The sequence below is a fragment of the Embleya scabrispora DSM 41855 genome, from assembly GCF_000372745.1.
GTDB classification, from domain to species: Bacteria; Actinomycetota; Actinomycetes; order Streptomycetales; family Streptomycetaceae; genus Embleya; species Embleya scabrispora.
The window spans coordinates 251,451-267,319 of sequence record NZ_KB889562.1; the positions used below are offsets into that span (position 1 = coordinate 251,451).

General features: G+C 71.1%; 18 protein-coding genes. 10 read left to right on the forward strand and 8 right to left on the reverse strand.

Going from position 1 to position 15,869, the window contains the following annotated elements:
* The first annotated feature begins 40 nt into the window (after positions 1–40).
* Positions 41–160: an Rv0909 family putative TA system antitoxin gene (locus tag A3IC_RS73335; protein ID WP_379989414.1), complete on the forward strand. Its 120-nt coding sequence runs from the start codon at positions 41–43 to the stop codon at positions 158–160.
* Positions 161–282: 122 nt separating this feature from the next.
* Here A3IC_RS73335 and A3IC_RS0103215 read toward each other — a convergent pair whose 3' ends face one another.
* On the reverse strand, positions 283–1,065 hold the full coding sequence (locus A3IC_RS0103215; protein ID WP_020548624.1) for a TetR/AcrR family transcriptional regulator: 783 nt from the start codon (positions 1,063–1,065) through the stop codon (positions 283–285).
* A 69-nt stretch (positions 1,066–1,134) separates the two neighbouring features.
* Between A3IC_RS0103215 and A3IC_RS0103220 the strand changes: the two genes are divergently transcribed.
* Positions 1,135–1,584 (forward strand): PaaI family thioesterase, encoded by a 450-nt coding sequence (locus tag A3IC_RS0103220; RefSeq protein ID WP_026217832.1) that lies wholly within the window; start codon positions 1,135–1,137, stop codon positions 1,582–1,584.
* Positions 1,585–1,590: 6 nt separating this feature from the next.
* Here the strand turns inward: A3IC_RS0103220 and A3IC_RS72370 are convergent, their stop codons facing one another.
* Both A3IC_RS72370 and A3IC_RS0103230 read right to left on the reverse strand, forming a co-directional pair.
* Positions 1,591–1,713, reverse strand: coding sequence for a hypothetical protein (locus A3IC_RS72370; RefSeq protein ID WP_020548626.1), 123 nt, complete (start codon positions 1,711–1,713; stop codon positions 1,591–1,593).
* Positions 1,706–2,626: a LysR family transcriptional regulator gene (locus tag A3IC_RS0103230; protein ID WP_020548627.1), complete on the reverse strand. Its 921-nt coding sequence runs from the start codon at positions 2,624–2,626 to the stop codon at positions 1,706–1,708. Before A3IC_RS0103230 ends, A3IC_RS72370 begins: the two co-directional genes overlap by 8 nt.
* A gap of 88 nt (positions 2,627–2,714) precedes the next feature.
* Between A3IC_RS0103230 and A3IC_RS0103235 the strand changes: the two genes are divergently transcribed.
* Genes A3IC_RS0103235 through A3IC_RS0103245 form a run of 3 tightly spaced genes read left to right on the forward strand, consistent with a single transcriptional unit; the run spans position 2,715 to position 6,171 of the window.
* Complete coding sequence (locus A3IC_RS0103235; protein WP_020548628.1) at positions 2,715–3,428, forward strand: succinate dehydrogenase cytochrome b subunit; 714 nt, start codon at positions 2,715–2,717, stop codon at positions 3,426–3,428.
* Between the two features lie 5 nt (positions 3,429–3,433).
* Positions 3,434–5,428, forward strand: a complete 1,995-nt coding sequence (locus A3IC_RS0103240; protein ID WP_079026231.1) for a fumarate reductase/succinate dehydrogenase flavoprotein subunit — start codon at positions 3,434–3,436, stop codon at positions 5,426–5,428.
* Positions 5,425–6,171 carry a succinate dehydrogenase/fumarate reductase iron-sulfur subunit gene (locus tag A3IC_RS0103245; RefSeq protein ID WP_020548630.1) on the forward strand — a complete coding sequence of 249 codons (747 nt, stop codon included), beginning with the start codon at positions 5,425–5,427 and terminating at the stop codon, positions 6,169–6,171. The genes A3IC_RS0103240 and A3IC_RS0103245 overlap by 4 nt, the downstream gene beginning before the upstream one ends.
* A gap of 127 nt (positions 6,172–6,298) precedes the next feature.
* On the opposite strand, the gene A3IC_RS52220 is transcribed toward A3IC_RS0103245, so the two are convergent.
* Both A3IC_RS52220 and A3IC_RS0103255 read right to left on the reverse strand, forming a co-directional pair.
* The gene (locus A3IC_RS52220; RefSeq protein ID WP_020548631.1) at positions 6,299–7,075 is read right to left on the reverse strand and encodes a FadR/GntR family transcriptional regulator; all 777 of its coding nucleotides are present in this window, start codon (positions 7,073–7,075) and stop codon (positions 6,299–6,301) included.
* The gene (locus A3IC_RS0103255) at positions 7,072–8,007 is read right to left on the reverse strand and encodes an aldo/keto reductase (protein WP_245599132.1); all 936 of its coding nucleotides are present in this window, start codon (positions 8,005–8,007) and stop codon (positions 7,072–7,074) included. The genes A3IC_RS52220 and A3IC_RS0103255 overlap by 4 nt, the downstream gene beginning before the upstream one ends.
* A gap of 115 nt (positions 8,008–8,122) precedes the next feature.
* On the opposite strand from A3IC_RS0103255, the gene A3IC_RS0103260 reads away from it, so the two are divergent.
* Both A3IC_RS0103260 and A3IC_RS0103265 read left to right on the forward strand, forming a co-directional pair.
* On the forward strand, positions 8,123–9,328 hold the full coding sequence (locus A3IC_RS0103260) for a DegT/DnrJ/EryC1/StrS family aminotransferase (protein WP_020548633.1): 1,206 nt from the start codon (positions 8,123–8,125) through the stop codon (positions 9,326–9,328).
* A 99-nt stretch (positions 9,329–9,427) separates the two neighbouring features.
* The gene (locus tag A3IC_RS0103265; RefSeq protein ID WP_052173178.1) at positions 9,428–9,943 is read left to right on the forward strand and encodes a MarR family winged helix-turn-helix transcriptional regulator; all 516 of its coding nucleotides are present in this window, start codon (positions 9,428–9,430) and stop codon (positions 9,941–9,943) included.
* A 189-nt stretch (positions 9,944–10,132) separates the two neighbouring features.
* Here the strand turns inward: A3IC_RS0103265 and A3IC_RS0103270 are convergent, their stop codons facing one another.
* Entirely contained in the window at positions 10,133–10,879 is a 747-nt protein-coding gene (locus A3IC_RS0103270; protein WP_026217837.1) for a nucleotidyltransferase family protein, read from the reverse strand.
* A gap of 126 nt (positions 10,880–11,005) precedes the next feature.
* Here A3IC_RS0103270 and A3IC_RS0103275 point away from each other — a divergent pair, with 126 nt between their 5' ends.
* From A3IC_RS0103275 to A3IC_RS0103285, 3 genes are all read left to right on the forward strand, one after another.
* Positions 11,006–11,734 (forward strand): DUF3558 family protein, encoded by a 729-nt coding sequence (locus tag A3IC_RS0103275; RefSeq protein ID WP_158695790.1) that lies wholly within the window; start codon positions 11,006–11,008, stop codon positions 11,732–11,734.
* A complete protein-coding gene (locus tag A3IC_RS0103280; RefSeq protein WP_020548636.1) occupies positions 11,731–12,321 on the forward strand; it encodes a DUF3558 domain-containing protein in 591 nt (196 codons plus the stop codon). Before A3IC_RS0103275 ends, A3IC_RS0103280 begins: the two co-directional genes overlap by 4 nt.
* Positions 12,322–12,432: 111 nt before the next feature.
* Positions 12,433–12,897 carry a glycoside hydrolase family 3 protein gene (locus tag A3IC_RS0103285; protein WP_020548637.1) on the forward strand — a complete coding sequence of 155 codons (465 nt, stop codon included), beginning with the start codon at positions 12,433–12,435 and terminating at the stop codon, positions 12,895–12,897.
* A gap of 29 nt (positions 12,898–12,926) precedes the next feature.
* Here A3IC_RS0103285 and A3IC_RS52225 read toward each other — a convergent pair whose 3' ends face one another.
* Together A3IC_RS52225 and A3IC_RS0103295 are read right to left on the reverse strand one after the other, a co-directional pair.
* Positions 12,927–15,113 (reverse strand): phosphoinositide-specific phospholipase C-related protein, encoded by a 2,187-nt coding sequence (locus A3IC_RS52225; RefSeq protein WP_040876091.1) that lies wholly within the window; start codon positions 15,111–15,113, stop codon positions 12,927–12,929.
* A gap of 208 nt (positions 15,114–15,321) precedes the next feature.
* Positions 15,322–15,786: a DUF4442 domain-containing protein gene (locus tag A3IC_RS0103295; protein ID WP_020548639.1), complete on the reverse strand. Its 465-nt coding sequence runs from the start codon at positions 15,784–15,786 to the stop codon at positions 15,322–15,324.
* Between the last annotated feature and the right edge of the window lie 83 nt (positions 15,787–15,869).

The following is a 15,869-nucleotide window of genomic DNA, read 5'->3' on the forward strand; positions in this document are numbered from 1 at the left end:
CGGTGCCACCACCGCCCCGTACCGAACAAGGAGTGGCGTCATGGCCGGTCTCGACAAGCTGATCAAGAAGGCGACCGACTACGCCAAGAAGAACCCGGACAAGGTCAAGTCCATCGTGGACAAGGTGAAGAAGCAGGCGGACAAGCGCAAGGGTCACTGACCCCGACGCCCACCGGGCGCGCGGCCGCCTCCCCCGCCTGCCGCTACGGGAGCGGCCCGCCGCCCGAGGGCTCGGCACCCTCGGGTGTGCCGTTCGAGGGTTCGGCGCCCGGGGTCTCGCCGTCAGGGGGGTTCGGTGCCCGGAGGTTCGGCGCTCGCGGATTCGGTGTCGTCCGGGTGGAGGGTCGCGGCCGGGTTCGCGCTCTCCGCCCCGTGCAGCCGCCGCGCCAGCGCGTCGAAGCCCGCCGCGAACGCGCTCGTGCTCGGCGCGGGCCCGGGACCGCGCAGTCGTCCGGCGAGCGCCGAGCCCAACCCGGCCATCCGGGTCACCTCGTCCGCCATCGTCTCCACGTCGTCCGGCCACGGATAGTCCGGCTGCGCGAGATACAGCGCGACCAGCCCGTGCAGCGCCGCGAGCATCTGTAGGGTCAACCGGGTCGGGTCGCCGACCAGGACACCCGCGTCCAGACACGGCTGGATCGCCTCGCCGACATAGGCCAGGCACGCGTCCGCCGCGGTCCATCCGGTCTGCGCATCGGACCTCGGCCGCATCATCAACAGGCGGTACTGCACCGGGTGTTCGAGCCCGAAGCGAACGAACGCCGCACCGCGCCGGCGCATCGACTGGTACGGGTCCTCGACGCCGGCTCCCTCCTCGCGCATCCGCCGCCCGAGGTCCTCCCACACCGCGAGGCAGACCGCCTCGACCAGGTCCTGCTTGTTCGCGAAGTGCAGGTATACCGACGGAGTCGTCACGCCCACCCGCGCGGCCACCGCGCGCAGCGTCAGCGCGGACTCCTCGCCGGCCTCCTCCAGCAGCGCGGTCGCCGCGCGCAGGATCTCGTCGCGCAGCAGCGCCCCGTCTCCGGGACGGGCGCGAGTGCGGGATCGGCTGGTGGCAGGCACGAGCCCAGTTGACAGCCGTCGAGTTGACGTTGTCAACTTGACAACGTCAACTCAGGTGAGGGGTTCGGGATGAGCACTACGTCGTCGACTGCGGGACCGACCGGTCTGGAGCAGCTCCAGGCACTGCGGGACCACGGCATGCCCACGGGAATCGGTCCGTTCATCGGCATGGAGCCGGAAGAGGTCGAGGACGGCCGGGTCGTGTTCAGCGCGTCCGCCCGCCCCGAGTTCGCCAACCCGATCGGCACCATGCACGGCGGCATCGCGGCCACCCTGCTCGACTCCGCGATGGCCTGCGCGGTGCACACCACGCTGCCGCCCGCCACCGGCTACACGTCGCTGGACATCTCGGTGCGCTACCTGCGCCCGGGCCCGCTGGACGGCAGCAAGCTGCGTGCCGAGGGCCGAGTGATTCACCGGGGTCGCACCGTGCGCACCGCCGAGGCCGAACTCACCGACCACCAGGGTCGGTTGCTCGCCACCGCAACCACGACCTGCCTGATCATGCCGCCGGCCTGAGGCCCGCTACGGCTCCGGCGGCGAGGCATCGGACCGGGCGCCCGCCGCCGGGGCCTCGGGCCGGCGCGGCATGAACTCGTAGCCGAACGGGCCGCTGTCCCATCCGCCCACCAGCAGTGGATCACGCATCGGCGGCGCCGATCCGCTCGACTCCCGCCGGAAGCCGAGCCGGGAGCAGGAACGCGCGCAGTTCCTCCCGGAAGGCGCGCGCCGCGTGGGTGAGCGCGGCGTCGCTGCGATGCGCGAGCGCGATGGTGCGGGACAGGCCCGGCGGGGTGAGCGGTGTCGCGATCAGGCCCGGCCGCCCGGCCAGCACCATGCTCGGCACGATGGCCGGCCCCAGGCCCACCTCCACGAACCGCAGCACCGCGTCCATCTCGCCTCCCTCGATCGCGAACTCCGGCTCGAAACCCGCCTCGTGACACGCCGTCAAAGTCGCCTCGCGCAGGTCGTAGCCGTCCCGGAACATCACCAGGCGCACCCCGCGCAGCGCCTCGATCGGCACCGTAGCGCCGGCCACCGGCGGCGTTCCCGCGAGCACCAGATCCTCGCGCAGCAGCGGCTCGGTGGTCAGCGCCGCGCCCACCCCCTGCGGCGGCACCACGATCAGGGCCAGATCCAGGTCGCCGCGCAGCAGCGAGCGCACCAGGTCGCGCGAGCCGTTCTCGTCGACCAGGAGCCGGATGCCCGCGTAGCGCTCCTGGAAGCTGCGCAACACCTCGGCCAGCAGGCTCGCCGACAACGACGGCGTCGCGCCGATCCGTACCCGGCCCGAGCGCAGCCCGACCAGCTCGGCCACCTCCAAGTACGCCACGTCCACGTCCGCCAGGATCCGCCGCGCGATCGGCAACAGCCGCTCCCCTGCCGGGGTCAACGCGATGTTTCCGCGCACGCGCGTGAACAACTCGGCACCCAACTCGTGCTCCAGGGCCCGAATCTGCTTGGACAACGACGGCTGGGCGACGTGCGTGCGCGCCGCCGCGCGGGTGAAGTGCCGGGTCTCGGCGACCGCGACGAAGTAGACGAGCTGCTGAAACTGCATACGTCAAGCCTCGCATAGCCACCGGCTATCGAAACGAGGCATTTCCGGTCTTGGACGGCATGACCTTGGCCCGCCTACCGTCGAACACATGGCGACCCTGACCCGCGCTCCCGCATCCGCCGGGCGGCGCAGGCAGGGAGCGTCGCACCGCTCGACCGTCGTGATGAAAATCGCGATGGCGATCAGCGGTGCCGTGCTCCTTGCCTATCTGACCGCCCACATGCTGGGCAATCTGAAGATCTTCTTCGGCGAGTCGAGCTTCGACCACTACGCCCACTGGCTGCGCACCATCGGCGAACCGCTGGTCCCGCACGAGGGCACGCTGTGGATCATTCGTGCGGCACTGACGGCGAGCGTGGTCGTGCACATGGCGATGGCGATCCTGCTCACCCGGCGCGCCCGCCGGGCCCGGCCGGTCAAGTACGCGCACCGCCCACCGGTGCAGGGCTCGTACGCGGCTCGCACGATGCGCTGGGGCGGTGTGATCATCGCCCTGTTCGTGGTCTACCACCTGCTCGACCTCACCGTCGGGGTGGCCAACCCGGTCGGCGCCTCCGGGAAGCCGTACACGAACGTCACCGCCGACTTCGAGCACTGGTACATCACCGCGATCTACACGGTCGCGGTCGTCGCGGTCGGCTTCCACCTGCGGCACGGCGTGTGGAGCATGACGCGCACCCTCGGTCGGCAACGACCGGGGACCGAGCGGCTGATCGCCCGGATCTCGACCGGCTACGCCGTACTGATGACGGTCGGATTCCTGTCCGTGCCGTTCGCCGTGACCGTGGGAATCGTGGGGTGAACGTGATGGATCCGCACACCGAGTACACCGAGAACACCGAGTCCGCCGAGTCCGCCGGGCGCACCGGGTACGCGCGCTACACCGTCGGCGCGGAGATCGCCGACCACGCCGCCCCCGCCGGTGACCTGGCCGGGCGCTGGGAGCAGCGCCGACTGGCCGCGCGGCTGGTCAACCCGGCGAACCGGCGCCGCCTCCCGGTGATCGTGGTCGGCACCGGCCTGGCCGGCGCCTCCGCCGCCGCGACGCTGGCCGAACTCGGCCACCCGGTCACCTCGTTCTGCTACCAGGACTCGCCGCGCCGGGCGCACAGCATCGCCGCGCAGGGCGGCATCAACGCCGCCAAGAACTACCGCGGCGACGGCGACAGTGTGGCCCGGCTGTTCAAGGACACGATCAAGGGCGGCGACTTCCGCGCCCGCGAGTCCAATGTGCACCGGCTGGCCGAGGTCAGCACCCAGATCATCGACCAGTGCGTCGCGCAGGGCGTGCCGTTCGCGCGTGACTACGGCGGCCTGCTGGACACCCGTTCGTTCGGCGGCGCCCAGGTCTCCCGGACCTTCTACGCGCGTGGCCAGACCGGCCAGCAACTCCTGCTCGGCGCCTACCAGGCGATGTCGCGCCAGGTCGCGGCCGGCAACGTCACCGTGCACGCGCGCACCGAGATGCTCGACCTGGTGGTGGTGGACGGGCGGGCCCGCGGCGTGGTGGTGCGCGACCTGGTCACCGGCGAGGTGACCACCCACCTGGCCGAGGCGGTCGTACTGGCCACCGGCGGCTACGGCAACGCCTACTTCCTGTCCACGAACGCGATGGGCTGCAACGCGAGCGCGGTGTGGCGCGCGCATCGGCGCGGCGCGCTGTTCGCCAATCCGTGCTTCACCCAGATCCACCCGACCTGCATCCCGGTCTCCGGCGAGCATCAGTCCAAGCTCACCCTGATGAGCGAGTCGCTGCGCAACGACGGCCGGGTGTGGGTGCCCACCACCGGCGGCGACACCCGTGCGCCGGGGAACATCCCGGCGGCGGAGCGGGACTACTTCCTGGAGCGCATGTATCCGGCCTTCGGCAATCTCGTCCCGCGCGACATCGCCTCGCGCGCGGCCAAGCGGGTCTGCGACGAGGGTCGCGGCGTGGGACCGGGCGGGCTGGGCGTCTATCTCGACTTCGCGGACGCCATCGAGCGACTGGGCGCGCCGGCCGTCGAGGAGAAGTACGGCAACCTCTTCGCGATGTACGAGCGGATCACCGGCGAGGACCCGTACACCGTGCCGATGCGGATCTACCCGGCGGTGCACTACACGATGGGCGGGTTGTGGGTCGACTACGACCTCCAGTCCACCATCCCGGGCCTGTTCGTGATCGGCGAGGCGAACTTCTCCGACCACGGCGCGAACCGGCTGGGCGCCTCGGCGCTCATGCAGGGTCTGGCCGACGGCTACTTCGTGCTGCCGACCACGCTCACCCACTACCTCGCGGCGGGGCCGTTCGCACCGGTGGACGCGGACGATCCCGAGTTGGTGGCCACCCAGGCGGGCGTCCAGGATCGGGTCAAGCGGCTGCTCACGATCGACGGCGACCTGTCCGCGGACCATTTCCACCGCGAGCTGGGTCTGCTGATGTGGGAGAAGTGCGGCATGGAGCGCGACGCGGCCGGGCTGCGCGAGGCGCTGGCCCGGATCCCGGAGCTGCGCGCGCAGTTCTGGTCGCGGCTGCGGGTGCCGGGCACCGGTGCCGGGTTGAACCAGTCGCTGGAGAAGGCCGGCCGGGTCGCCGACTTCCTCGAACTCGCCGAGCTGATGTGCCTGGACGCGCTGCACCGCGAGGAGTCCTGCGGCGGCCACTTCCGCGCCGAACACCAAAGCCCCGGCGGCGAGGCGGCCCGAGACGACGAGGCATTCGCCTACGTCGCCGCGTGGGAGTACACGGACGGGCCGCCGATCCTGCACCGCGAGCGACTCACCTTCGACAACGTCACTCTGGCCACAAGGAATTACGCGTGAAACTCACCCTGCGCATCTGGCGGCAGAAGGGTCCCGCGGATCGGGGCGGCATGGTCGCCTACGACGTGCCGGACGCGTCGGCGGACATGTCCTTCCTGGAACTGCTCGACGTGCTCAACGAGCGGCTCACCGAGAGCGGCGAGGAGCCGGTGGCCTTCGACCACGACTGCCGCGAGGGCATCTGCGGCGCGTGCAGCCTGGTCATCGACGGAGTTCCGCACGGGCCGCAGAAGGCCACCACGACCTGCCAGTTGCACCTGCGGCACTTTCGCGACGGGCAGACCATCGACGTCGAGCCGTGGCGTGCGGCGGCCTTCCCGGTGGTCAAGGACCTGGTGGTGGACCGCTCCGGCCTGGACCGGATCATCGAGGCGGGCGGCTATGTGACCGCACCCACCGGCTCGGCCCCCGAGGCGCACGCGACGCCCATTGCCAAGGCCGACGCGGACGCCGCGTTCGAGGCCGCGACCTGTATCGGCTGCGGCGCGTGTGTGGCGGCGTGCCCGAACGGCTCGGCGATGTTGTTCACCGCCGCGAAGGCCACCCACCTGGGCCTGTTGCCGCAGGGCAGGGTGGAGCAGGACACGCGCGTGGAGGCGATGATCCACGCCCACGACGAGGCGGACTTCGGCGGCTGCACCAACACCGGCGAATGCACCGCGGTGTGCCCCAAGGGCATCCCGCTGGGCGTCATCGGCCGCTTCAACGGCGACGTCCTCGGTGCGCTCTGGCGGGGCCGCTAGGGTTGCGGTGCTCGTCGCCGCATGGCGCCGCACCGAACCGGCCTCCGGCCGATCGGCCTCAAACGCCGGCCGGGCTACTTCGCCTCATGCGCCGGCGGGGCTGCTTCGCCGGCGTTTGAGGTCGGTGTCAGGCCGATGTGATGGGTGCTTCGCCGCGACCCCGCAAGGGGTAGTCCTGCGCCGCCTCCAAGTGCCGTACCGACTCGCGGTAGACCTCGCTCTCGTCGCCCGCCTCGATCAGCGCGATCAACCGCTCGTGATCACGCAATCCCGCGCGTCGAACCCGCTCCCCCGTGTCGGCCAGCGCCGCCTGGGCCCACTCCCGCTCCTGCTGCGCCCACAGCACCTCGACCGCACCGAGCAGGATCTTCATCGTCTCGTTGCCGCACAACAGCACCAGCGCCTCGTGGAAGTCGCGCCCGGCCCGGATGTAGGCCGGCCCGTCCTCGACCGCGCGTTCCATCCGCGCGTGCACCTCGCGCAACCACGGCAACACCTCGGTGGCCCGGTCCGGACGCGCCGCGCACAACGCCGCGCAGACCGGTTCCAGCCGGCGCAGCGCCTGGGCGAGGTCGTCCAGGCGGACCTGGCGCGCGTGCATCACCATGCCGAACATGTGTGCCGCGTCCGCGGGTTGCGGCACGTGTACCACCGCACCGCCGGTGTTGCCGCGTTTGACGGTGATCAGGCCCTCGGTCTCCAGGATCCGAAACGCCTGCCGCAGCGTGGTGCGGCCGACGCCGAACTCGGCGATCAGGTCGTCCTGCTTGGGCAGCATGTCCCCGTCGCGCAGCGGACCGTCCAGGATCCGGCGGCGCAGCCGGCGGGCGAGTTCGTCCGCGATGCCGGCGTTGCGCAGGGATCGTTCGGTGCCGGCACGGACCGGCTGCGCCGCCGGGTTCACGCCGGTACCGCCGCTGCGAGTTCGGCGATTTCGGCGACCTGGGTCGCGGTCAGTTCGACGACCGCGGCGGCGTTGGCCGATGCCTGCTCGGGGCGGGTCGCGCCGACCAGGACGGAGGCGACCTCGGGTTGCGCGGCCAACCAGGACAGCGCGAGTTGGAGCAGGGTCAGGTCCTGGCTCTCGGCGTAGGCGGTGAGCCGTTCGACGATGGCGAAGTTCTCGTCGGTGGCCACGTTCCGGGCGAAGGACGGGATGGCCGCGAACCGGCTGTCCCGGGGGAACTCCTCGCCGTGCCGGTACTTGCCGCTGAGCAGGCCGGACGCGAGGGGGAAGTACGGGATGACGCCGACGCCGAAGTGTCGGGCGGCGGGCACCATGTCCCGCTCGACGGTGCGCTCCAGCAGGCTCCACTCGATCTGCGCGGCGACGAAGCGGGTGGAGCCGGCGAGGTGTGCGGCGTCGGCGAGTTGCCACGCGGCCAGGTTGGAGGTGCCCACATAGCGCACCTTGCCCGCCCGGACCAGGTCGTCGAGCGCGCCGAGCGTTTCCTCGATCGGGGTCTCTGGGTCGGCGTAGTGCTGGTAGTAGAGGTCGATGTGGTCGGTGCCCAGGCGCCGGAGGCTGCCTTCGCAGCTGCGCACGATGTGCCGGCGCGAGGAGCCGCGGCCGTACGGTCCCTCGGCGACCTTGGCGCCGAACTTGGTCGCCACCACCACGTCCTCGCGGCGGTCGCCCAGCGCCTTGCCCAGCAGCACCTCGGACCGGCCGCCGCCGTACATGTCGGCGGTGTCGAACAGGGTCACTCCCGCGTCGAGCGCGGCGCCGACCACCTTGTCGGCGCCGTCCTGGTCGATCCGCATGCCGAAGTTGTTGCAGCCGAGGCCGATCGCGGAGACCTTCAGACCCGATTTGCCCACAGTGGTGTACCGCACGCTCAGCTCCCGTCGTCTTGTTCGCCCATCATAGCCATGATAGCTATGACACATCGTCAGCTGACGCTTCGTCAGCCGTGCTGCGATCGCGACATCACCACGAGGGTAGGCACTCATGCGCAAGATCCCGTACGCCGGCAGCGTGCACGACCAGAGCGAGATCGACGCGATGTTGGCGGTGCTGAACGGGCCGCCCTCGGCGATGGGCATCGGGCGCAACGTGGCGGCCATGGAGACCCGCGTGGCGCAGTTGTTCGGCAAGCGCAACGGCCTGATGTGCAACTCGGGTTCCTCCGCGCTCTACCTCGCGATCGAATTGTTGCGACTGTCCCCCGGCGACGAGATCATCACCTCCACCCTGACCTTCTCCACGGACATCGCGCCGATGGTCAAGGCCGGTCTGGTGCCGGTGCTCGCGGACGTCGAGCCGGACACCTACCAGATCGACCCGGCCCGGATCGAGGCCCTGATCGGCCCGCGCACCCGGGCGATCCTGACCCCCAACCTCGCGGGCAACGCCCCCGACTGGGACGTGATCCGCACGATCGCGGACCGGCACGGCCTCAAGGTGATCGAGGACTCCTGCGATGCGCTCGGCGCCACCTTGCGCGGGACGCCGACGGGTACCCGCGCGGACATCTCGGTGACCAGTTTCGCGATGTCGCACATCATCACCTGCGCGGGCAACGGCGGCATGGTGCTGACCGACGACGAGGACCTGCGCGATCGGGGCCTGATGCTGCGGCGTTGGGGCCGGCGCAGCGAGTTGCAGCTGTTCGGCTCCAAGCGCGGCAACCGCGACTTCTTCGAGGAGATCGACGGCGTGCTGTACGACAACCTGTTCATCTTCGACGAGATCGGCTGGAACTTCGAGCCCTCCGAGCTGGGCGCCGCCTTCGGTCTGGCCCAACTCGCCAAGCTGCCCCGGTTCCTGGCCACCCGCCGGGAGCACTTCGCGGCGCATCACGCCTACTTCGACGCGCGTCCCGAGTTCACCGCGCCGCGGCAGACGGAGGGCCTGGAGACGGGGTGGCTCAACTTCCCCATCCTGCTGAACGAGGGATTGCCCTTCACCCGCGGCGAGATGCAGGCCTGGCTGGAGGAGCGCGGGGTGTCCACCCGCACGGTGTGGTCGGGCAACATCCTGCGCCAGCCGGGCTTCAAGGACATCGCGCATCGCGCCGACCCGGCCGGCTACCCGAACGCCGACCGGGTGATGGAGCACGCGCTGATCGTGCCGATGAACCACCGGATGGACGCCGAGGACGTGGCCTACATCCACGAACAGGTGGACGCGTTCCTGGCGACCCGCCGAGTGTGAGACCGTCGGCCGGGGAATGTAGTTGCCTTGGGGATATTACACTTTGCAATATCTTTTGCTCAGATATTCCGCATAGCAACTACTCGCTATGATAGGGGCATGCACACTCCCCCAAGAGCCGCATCCCCCGCCCCGACGACCGCCCCCATCACCCCCTTCGACGATCCGCGCATCACCGCCATGGGACTGCTCGTGGAGGTCTACACCGGCCTGATGGACCGACTCGGCCCGCAGTTGGGCGAGCACGGCCTGTCCACGGTCGACTTCAACGTGCTGGTGCGACTGTCCCGCTCGGCCGAGCAGCGTTTGCGGATGAGCGATCTCGCCGCCCAGACGTCACTGTCCACATCCGGCGTGACCCGGGTGGTGGATCGCCTGGAAAAGGAAGGACTGGTCGCCCGGGAGAACTGTCCCACCGACCGCCGGGCACTGTTCGCGGTGCTCACCCGCGACGGCGCGGACCGGATCGGCGGCGTGCTGCCCGGCCATGTCGACCTGTTGCAGACCTGGCTGATCGACCCGTTGACCGAGGGTCAGCTCGCCGGTCTGCTGGACGGACTGCGGATGGTGCGCGACACCGCCAACCCGGGTGCCCGTGCGGGCATCACGTCCTGACACCGCGGCCACCGAGTAGCTCAGTACGCTCAAACCCGTGGCCGCGGGGGTCACGGGAAGCGCGCACACGAGACCCCGAACAACCCACTCGCTGACGGAGGAAGCCGCCAGGAAAATCCCCGGGAGAACGGTCCGGCCCCGGCCGCCGAGCGGCTGGGGCCGGACCCGTTCGACCCGAAGGGGACGCGCTCAGCCGTCGCCGCGCAGCTCCCTGGCCGCCTCGGACAGGTCCTTGGCGGTGTCGATCGCGCGCCAGTAGGCACCCTGCGGAATCGGGAAACCGGCCAGCCGCTGGGCCCGGGCGAGCCCGGGGAACGTGGTGCGCTCGTGGTCGCCGACGTCCGGCAGCAGTGCGGTGAACTCGGGCGCGAACACGTACACGCCCGCGTTGATCAGGTACGGCGAGGGCGGCGCCTCGATGAAGTCCAGGACGTGGCCGTACTTGTCGGTCTCCACCACCCCCCACGGAATCCGGGGCCGGGCCAGCGCGAGCGTGGCCAGCGCGGTGCGCTCGTGGTGGAAGGCGGCCATCTCGGTGAGCGAGAACCGGGTCCAGATGTCGCCGTTGGTGGCGTACCACGGCTCGTCCGGACGCGGCAGCGCGGCGGCGGCGAACTTCAACCCGCCGCCTCGCCCCAGCGGCTCGGTCTCCACGACGGTCTCCACGCGCACCGGCAGATCGGCGCTCTTGAGCCAGTCCTGGAGCACCTCCGCGAGGTGCCCGCAGGAGACCACCACATCGCGCACGCCCTCGGCGGCCAGCCAGCGCAACTGGTGTCCGATGATCGGGGTGCCGGTGCCGGGGATCTCCACCATCGGCTTGGGTCGATCGTCGGTATAGGGGCGCAGCCGGGACCCCTGCCCGCCGGCGAGGATCACGGCCTGCGTCACCGCGCGAGCCCCCGGATGGGTGGTTGAGTGTGGTGCGGAAGTCATGGGCGCATTATCGCGCCCTCACATCCCCCTCGACTTCCAAGGGAGGTACCACTCGTTCGGGAACCCCGAGGGCCCTAGGTTCATCTCATGGACGACTGCACTTCGAACACCGGGGGGAACAGCAAAGTGCGCACCAGGACTGTCCGCACGGGCGTGATCGCGGTACTCGTCGCGCTGACCGTCGGGGCCGGCGTCGCCGGCTGCGGCAACAACGACAGGTCGCCGCTGGACACCGTTCGCGCGCTCGAGAGCGCCAAGCCGACGCCGACGAGCGGGCCGACCGGTCGACCGACGAGCACCCCGACCAAGCCGCCGCGCCGCACCACCGCGCCACCCACCGACGGCGCCTCGGCGTCCGCGAGCTCCTCGGCCACAGCCTCGCCGAGCACCTCCTCGACCGGCACCTCGGCGCCGGCGACCGGAACGACCGGGCCCTACATCAACGACCCGTGCCGCTTCTTCACCGCGGCCGAGGTGGCCACGCTGCTCGGACTGCCGGTGGTCAAGGCGGAGGTCGACCAAAAGCTCAAGAGCTCGAGCAGCTCGTTCTGCGATTACCGGGACGCGCGAGGGTTGTCCATGATGACCGTGATGATGTCCTCCTCCGATGCCAAGTACAGCACCGCCGAGCAGGCCGCCAAGGGCACCATCGACGGAGGCGACAACCCCACGGCCCTGCCCGGGGTGGGCGACGCGGCCTTCACCTACCGCGACTCGACCGCCAACGGCGTGGTCTGGGCCAAGCTGCTCGGCGACACCTACCTGGACGCCGACGTCTACGTCGGCCGCAGCGACAAGGACGTGTCGGCCGACGTCCTGGCCGGCATCGCCCGGACGATGGTCGGCCGGCTGTGACCGCGCGCGTCGGGCCCGCCGCCACCCTGGTGGGGGTGGTGGGCCTGGCGTGCCTGCTCGGCGGCTGTGACGACTCGGACGCGCCGCCTCGGCACGCGGCCGTCTCCGCACCCGCGCCCGGCGACAACGCGGGCGCACCACCGCGGCCCACCCCCTCCCCGGTGAGCAGCGGCACCTCACCCGCCGACAGTTGCGACCTGCTCTCGCCCACCCGGGTCGAGGAGGTGCTCGCGGTCGGCCCCGTGCACACCAGGCCCGCGGACGCCGGGCGTACCTGCGAATACCTCGACTCCGGAGGCCGGCGCGTACTGTCGGTCACCGTCGGGCAGTTGCCGCAGGCGATGGTCGGCGGACCGCTGGACACCGCGCGCTCGACCGCCACCGGTCCCGGCCCGCACGAGGCGCTGCCCGGGATCTCGGACGCGGCGGTGCTCTACCGCGATCCCGCGCGCGGCGACGGCATCGCCTTCGCCCGCGCCCGCGGCGATCTGGTCACCTCGGTGGACATCACCATCCCGGTCGTCGATCGCGAGCGGCTGGTCGCGCTGGCCCGCACCGCGGCGGCGGCGCTGGACGCGCCCGGCTGAGCGGGCGGGTTCGGGGTAGGCACCGGCAACCTGGTGCCCGAGACGTCGTCCCCGGCGCGTAGGGTCCGGGGTCAGGGCGGCGCCTGCCGCGGCCGGGAGGAGGGCTCACCCATGACGGATCGGGATCCGCACGCCGTCGTGCTGCTCACGAACCGCATCAGCTCACGGATCAGCACGAGCGGCGGACCGGCCCTACCCCTGCGCGACGCGTTGCGCGTGTACACCGAACACGTGGACACCGGCGTCGCGGCCCGCTACGCGACCGTGGTGGCCGACCTCGCGGACGCCGACGTGGCCCTGCTGCGCCTGCCCGAGGACCATCAGGGCGCCGAGTTGGACCGGATCGTGGACATCGCCGCGTCGGTGCCCACGGTCGCGGTGATCGATCTGTATCGGCCGGCCGCGGTGGCCGATCTGGTGGGCTACTGCGCCGCGTTGCTGGGCACCCGGGGTGCGGACGACGAGGGTGTGCTCGATGTCGTCTTCGGCCGCTACGCGCCCGCCGGCCGGCTCGTCGACGACCTGCCCGCGGACGCGGAGCCGCTCTTCGAAATCGGACACGGCCTGTCCTACTGATCCTCGACTGTCGATAAATTGACGGCCCGTCAGTGTGTTTTTCGGGTGATGTTCAACACGTCCACCGCGCCCTTCGCGTCGCCGATGGTGGCGAAGTCGACCGCGACGAAGTTCACCTGCGCACCGCGTTCGCGTTCGCACCGACGGGTGCGATCCAGCAGGAAGGGCCGCGAGTTGACCTGGCCGGCGTCGATCCGGCTGCCGCCGGTGGAGGTGATGAAGTTGTTCAGCAGGAACAGCCGCTTGCCCACGTCGCCGCGATTGGGCGAGCAGTTCATCTCGGCCGGGCTCGCGTAGGCGTAGGGCGTCTCCATCCCGTACTTGTAGAAGTTGCGGTACCACGGGACGGGCCCGTCGGCGCGTTCGGCGAAGACCACCAGGCGGCGGTTCTTCTCGATCATCGAGCCGAGCGTGGGCCACGGCTCGCCCGGGTCGGCCGCCGGCGTGAACAGCAGTCGCTCCAGGCCCGCCTCGCGGAACGCCCATTCGGTCTGCTGTGCGGTGATCGCGTCCTGCACGATCATGGTGACCACTTCCTGCGGGTTGCGATCCATCCACTGGCCCACCGCGCGCAGCGTCTCCACCATCGGCAACGCACCGCCCCGGCACACCGAGTGGCACAACCACAACCCGGGTCTGGCCGGCGCGACGTCGTTGACCACCCCGGCGACGATCTTGCGCGACTCGGGATCCAGGTCCGACTCGGCGAGCCGGCCGGCCACCTCCTCGGGTGCCTCCCACGTGTACGAGTCCACCAGCAGGGCGCGCACGCCGGCGTCCAACTGGGTGACGATGTCCGCGTCCTGGAGCGGGCTGAGGAAGCGGGCCGCGGTGGAGGACATCGAGTTGTGCGTGGCCAGGTAGGCGACCTGGTCGTAGCGCCGGTTGCACAGTTCGGTCATCCCGTTGCAGCGCTTGGCGTCGGAACCGGACCCGGAGGTGGGCACCGGAACGAAGATGGTCAGCGCGATCGCCCCGACCGCGACCACCGCGGCGCCGGAGGTGAGCACCCGCCGGGTGGTGTGCCGCACCGGCGCGGCCCGCCGGTGCTTGTGCTTGTCCCACAGCGCGACGGCGCCGAAGGTGAGGCCGCCGAACACCAGCGGCACCGCCGCCGCGGCCAGCCAGACCCCGACGATGTCGCGCGCCGCGGCCTCCTGCAGGTCGCCGGTCAACCGGACCACCGAGGGCGCCCAGCCGTCCCGGTTCTCCGAGACCACGTGCGGCAGCAGACCCCACGCGACGAGGCACCCCAGCCCGGCGAGCAGCCCGCCGCCCGCCAGGGCCAGCGCGGGCAGCCGCAGCCGGGCCGCGCCGCGCGCCGACCCGGTCCGCCACAGCACCACCAGGCCCAGCAGCGCGGTCACGCTCGCCACGCCGAGCAGCCGGCTCAGGCCGAACACCGTCATCGCGCGCAGTTGTTCGAGCTGACCCAGCTTCAGCCTGGTGTCCCGGTCGGCCTGGCTCGCCCGCAGATCCAGGGTCAGGTCCCACATGCCGCCGCCCGAGAGGCCGGTCAGGCCGAGCTGCGCCTGCCGAACCTTCTCCCCGAAGATCACCGGGACGACCGCCACCAGCACGCCGCCCAGGTCGTCGGCGCGCAGCGAGGCGACCACCTGTCCGCGGATGGGCGCGCGCGCCTCCGCCGGCAACCGGGCCAGGATCAGGTCGGCCACCTCGGGAGCCGCGGCCGGGTCCAGGTGCAGCGCCGGCAGCGCCTCGGGCGCACGGCCCTGCGCGAGCGCGTCCAGTGCCTTGGACACGCCGTCCACCAGCGCCGGCGCGTTGTCCTCGGTCACCCGGGGCACGTCGCCGGTGAGGTCGCCGACGAACACGTCGGCGACCTTGCCCAGGTTGTTGATCACCGGCTTGAGGTCGACGGACAACCGCAGCTCGCGCTCGTCGCCGCGCAGATAGCCGACGGTGTGCCCGACCTGGTCGCGCACCATTCCACGCAGCGTGGACGGCGGCAGCACCAGGCGCAGGTTGGCGGTGACCTGGTTGGGCGGTATCGGCAGCCGGCCCAGCAGGTCGTTGGTGACCCCGGCGAGGCGGGGGTCGACCAGCACCTCGTCGTAGAGCCGGTCGTAGGCGTGCTCGCGTTCGAGCACGCCGTCGTACCAGTCGGCGGAGAGCACGGTGACCCGCGCGACCCCGAGTCCGGTGACCACCGTGATGGACAACACCACCAAAGCCGTCGTCAGGGCCCGCAACACGCGGCGCCAACGTCGCCACGCCTCGTGGACCCTGAGTCGGCGGGACACCTTGCCCACCACGATCGGCCCGGTCGTCCGAACAGAATTAGAAACCATCACCAACCCGAAGCAAAAACATGATCGGGACGTTCCCGACCGGCACGGGCCCTTGCCTGCCCTGGCGCCGTGACCGGAAACGTCCACCGGTCACCGCGCCAGTGTGCGCCTTTCAGGCGCGGTTGGGGCGCAGCGTCCAAGTGACGGTCATCTCCGCGGTGGTGGTACCCGCTTCGTCGCGAATGATGACTCCGACCACGAACTCCGGGCGCTTGCCCGCGTCCAGTTCGGCGATCACCTCGGCGGCGGGGCGGCCCAGGCGGGCCTCGGCCAGCACCGGACCGCGCGCGACCTTGAGGTAGCGGATCGCGGCGTCCACCGCGAGCGGCGTCGCGCGCGGGAGCTGCTCGCCGAACGCGGCGAGCACGATCGCCCCGGAGGCGGACTCGGCGAGGGTGAACATGGCGCCCGCGTGCGGACCCCCGATGTGGTTGTGGTGTGCGGACTCGTCCGGAAGCCGCAACACGGCGCGGTCGGCGGCGAGCTCCACGAACTCCAGGCCGAGGGTGCGCACGAAGGGCACCGAGGCGCGCAGGCCCTCGGCGACGGCGTCGAAGTCGGTCGTCGATTCAGTCATGAGCGCGATGCTACCGGCAGGTAACTTCGCCGGGCACGGCGCCTCGCGGGCATTTCCTTCACCCTGTGAATATGTTTGACTGA

What these genes read in the sequence shown, in the direction of transcription:
- A3IC_RS73335 (WP_379989414.1), top strand. Translation starts at nt 41, where the DNA reads ATGGCCGGTCTCGACAAGCTGATCAAGAAGGCGACCGACTACGCCAAG.
- A3IC_RS0103220 (WP_026217832.1), top strand. Translation starts at nt 1,135, where the DNA reads ATGAGCACTACGTCGTCGACTGCGGGACCGACCGGTCTGGAGCAGCTC.
- A3IC_RS72370 (WP_020548626.1), bottom strand. Translation starts at nt 1,713, where the DNA reads ATGCGTGATCCACTGCTGGTGGGCGGATGGGACAGCGGCCCGTTCGGC.
- A3IC_RS0103230 (WP_020548627.1), bottom strand. Translation starts at nt 2,626, where the DNA reads ATGCAGTTTCAGCAGCTCGTCTACTTCGTCGCGGTCGCCGAGACCCGG.
- A3IC_RS0103235 (WP_020548628.1), top strand. Translation starts at nt 2,715, where the DNA reads ATGGCGACCCTGACCCGCGCTCCCGCATCCGCCGGGCGGCGCAGGCAG.
- A3IC_RS0103240 (WP_079026231.1), top strand. Translation starts at nt 3,434, where the DNA reads ATGGATCCGCACACCGAGTACACCGAGAACACCGAGTCCGCCGAGTCC.
- A3IC_RS0103260 (WP_020548633.1), top strand. Translation starts at nt 8,123, where the DNA reads ATGCGCAAGATCCCGTACGCCGGCAGCGTGCACGACCAGAGCGAGATC.
- A3IC_RS0103265 (WP_052173178.1), top strand. Translation starts at nt 9,428, where the DNA reads ATGCACACTCCCCCAAGAGCCGCATCCCCCGCCCCGACGACCGCCCCC.
- A3IC_RS0103270 (WP_026217837.1), bottom strand. Translation starts at nt 10,879, where the DNA reads ATGACTTCCGCACCACACTCAACCACCCATCCGGGGGCTCGCGCGGTG.
- A3IC_RS0103285 (WP_020548637.1), top strand. Translation starts at nt 12,433, where the DNA reads ATGACGGATCGGGATCCGCACGCCGTCGTGCTGCTCACGAACCGCATC.
- A3IC_RS0103295 (WP_020548639.1), bottom strand. Translation starts at nt 15,786, where the DNA reads ATGACTGAATCGACGACCGACTTCGACGCCGTCGCCGAGGGCCTGCGC.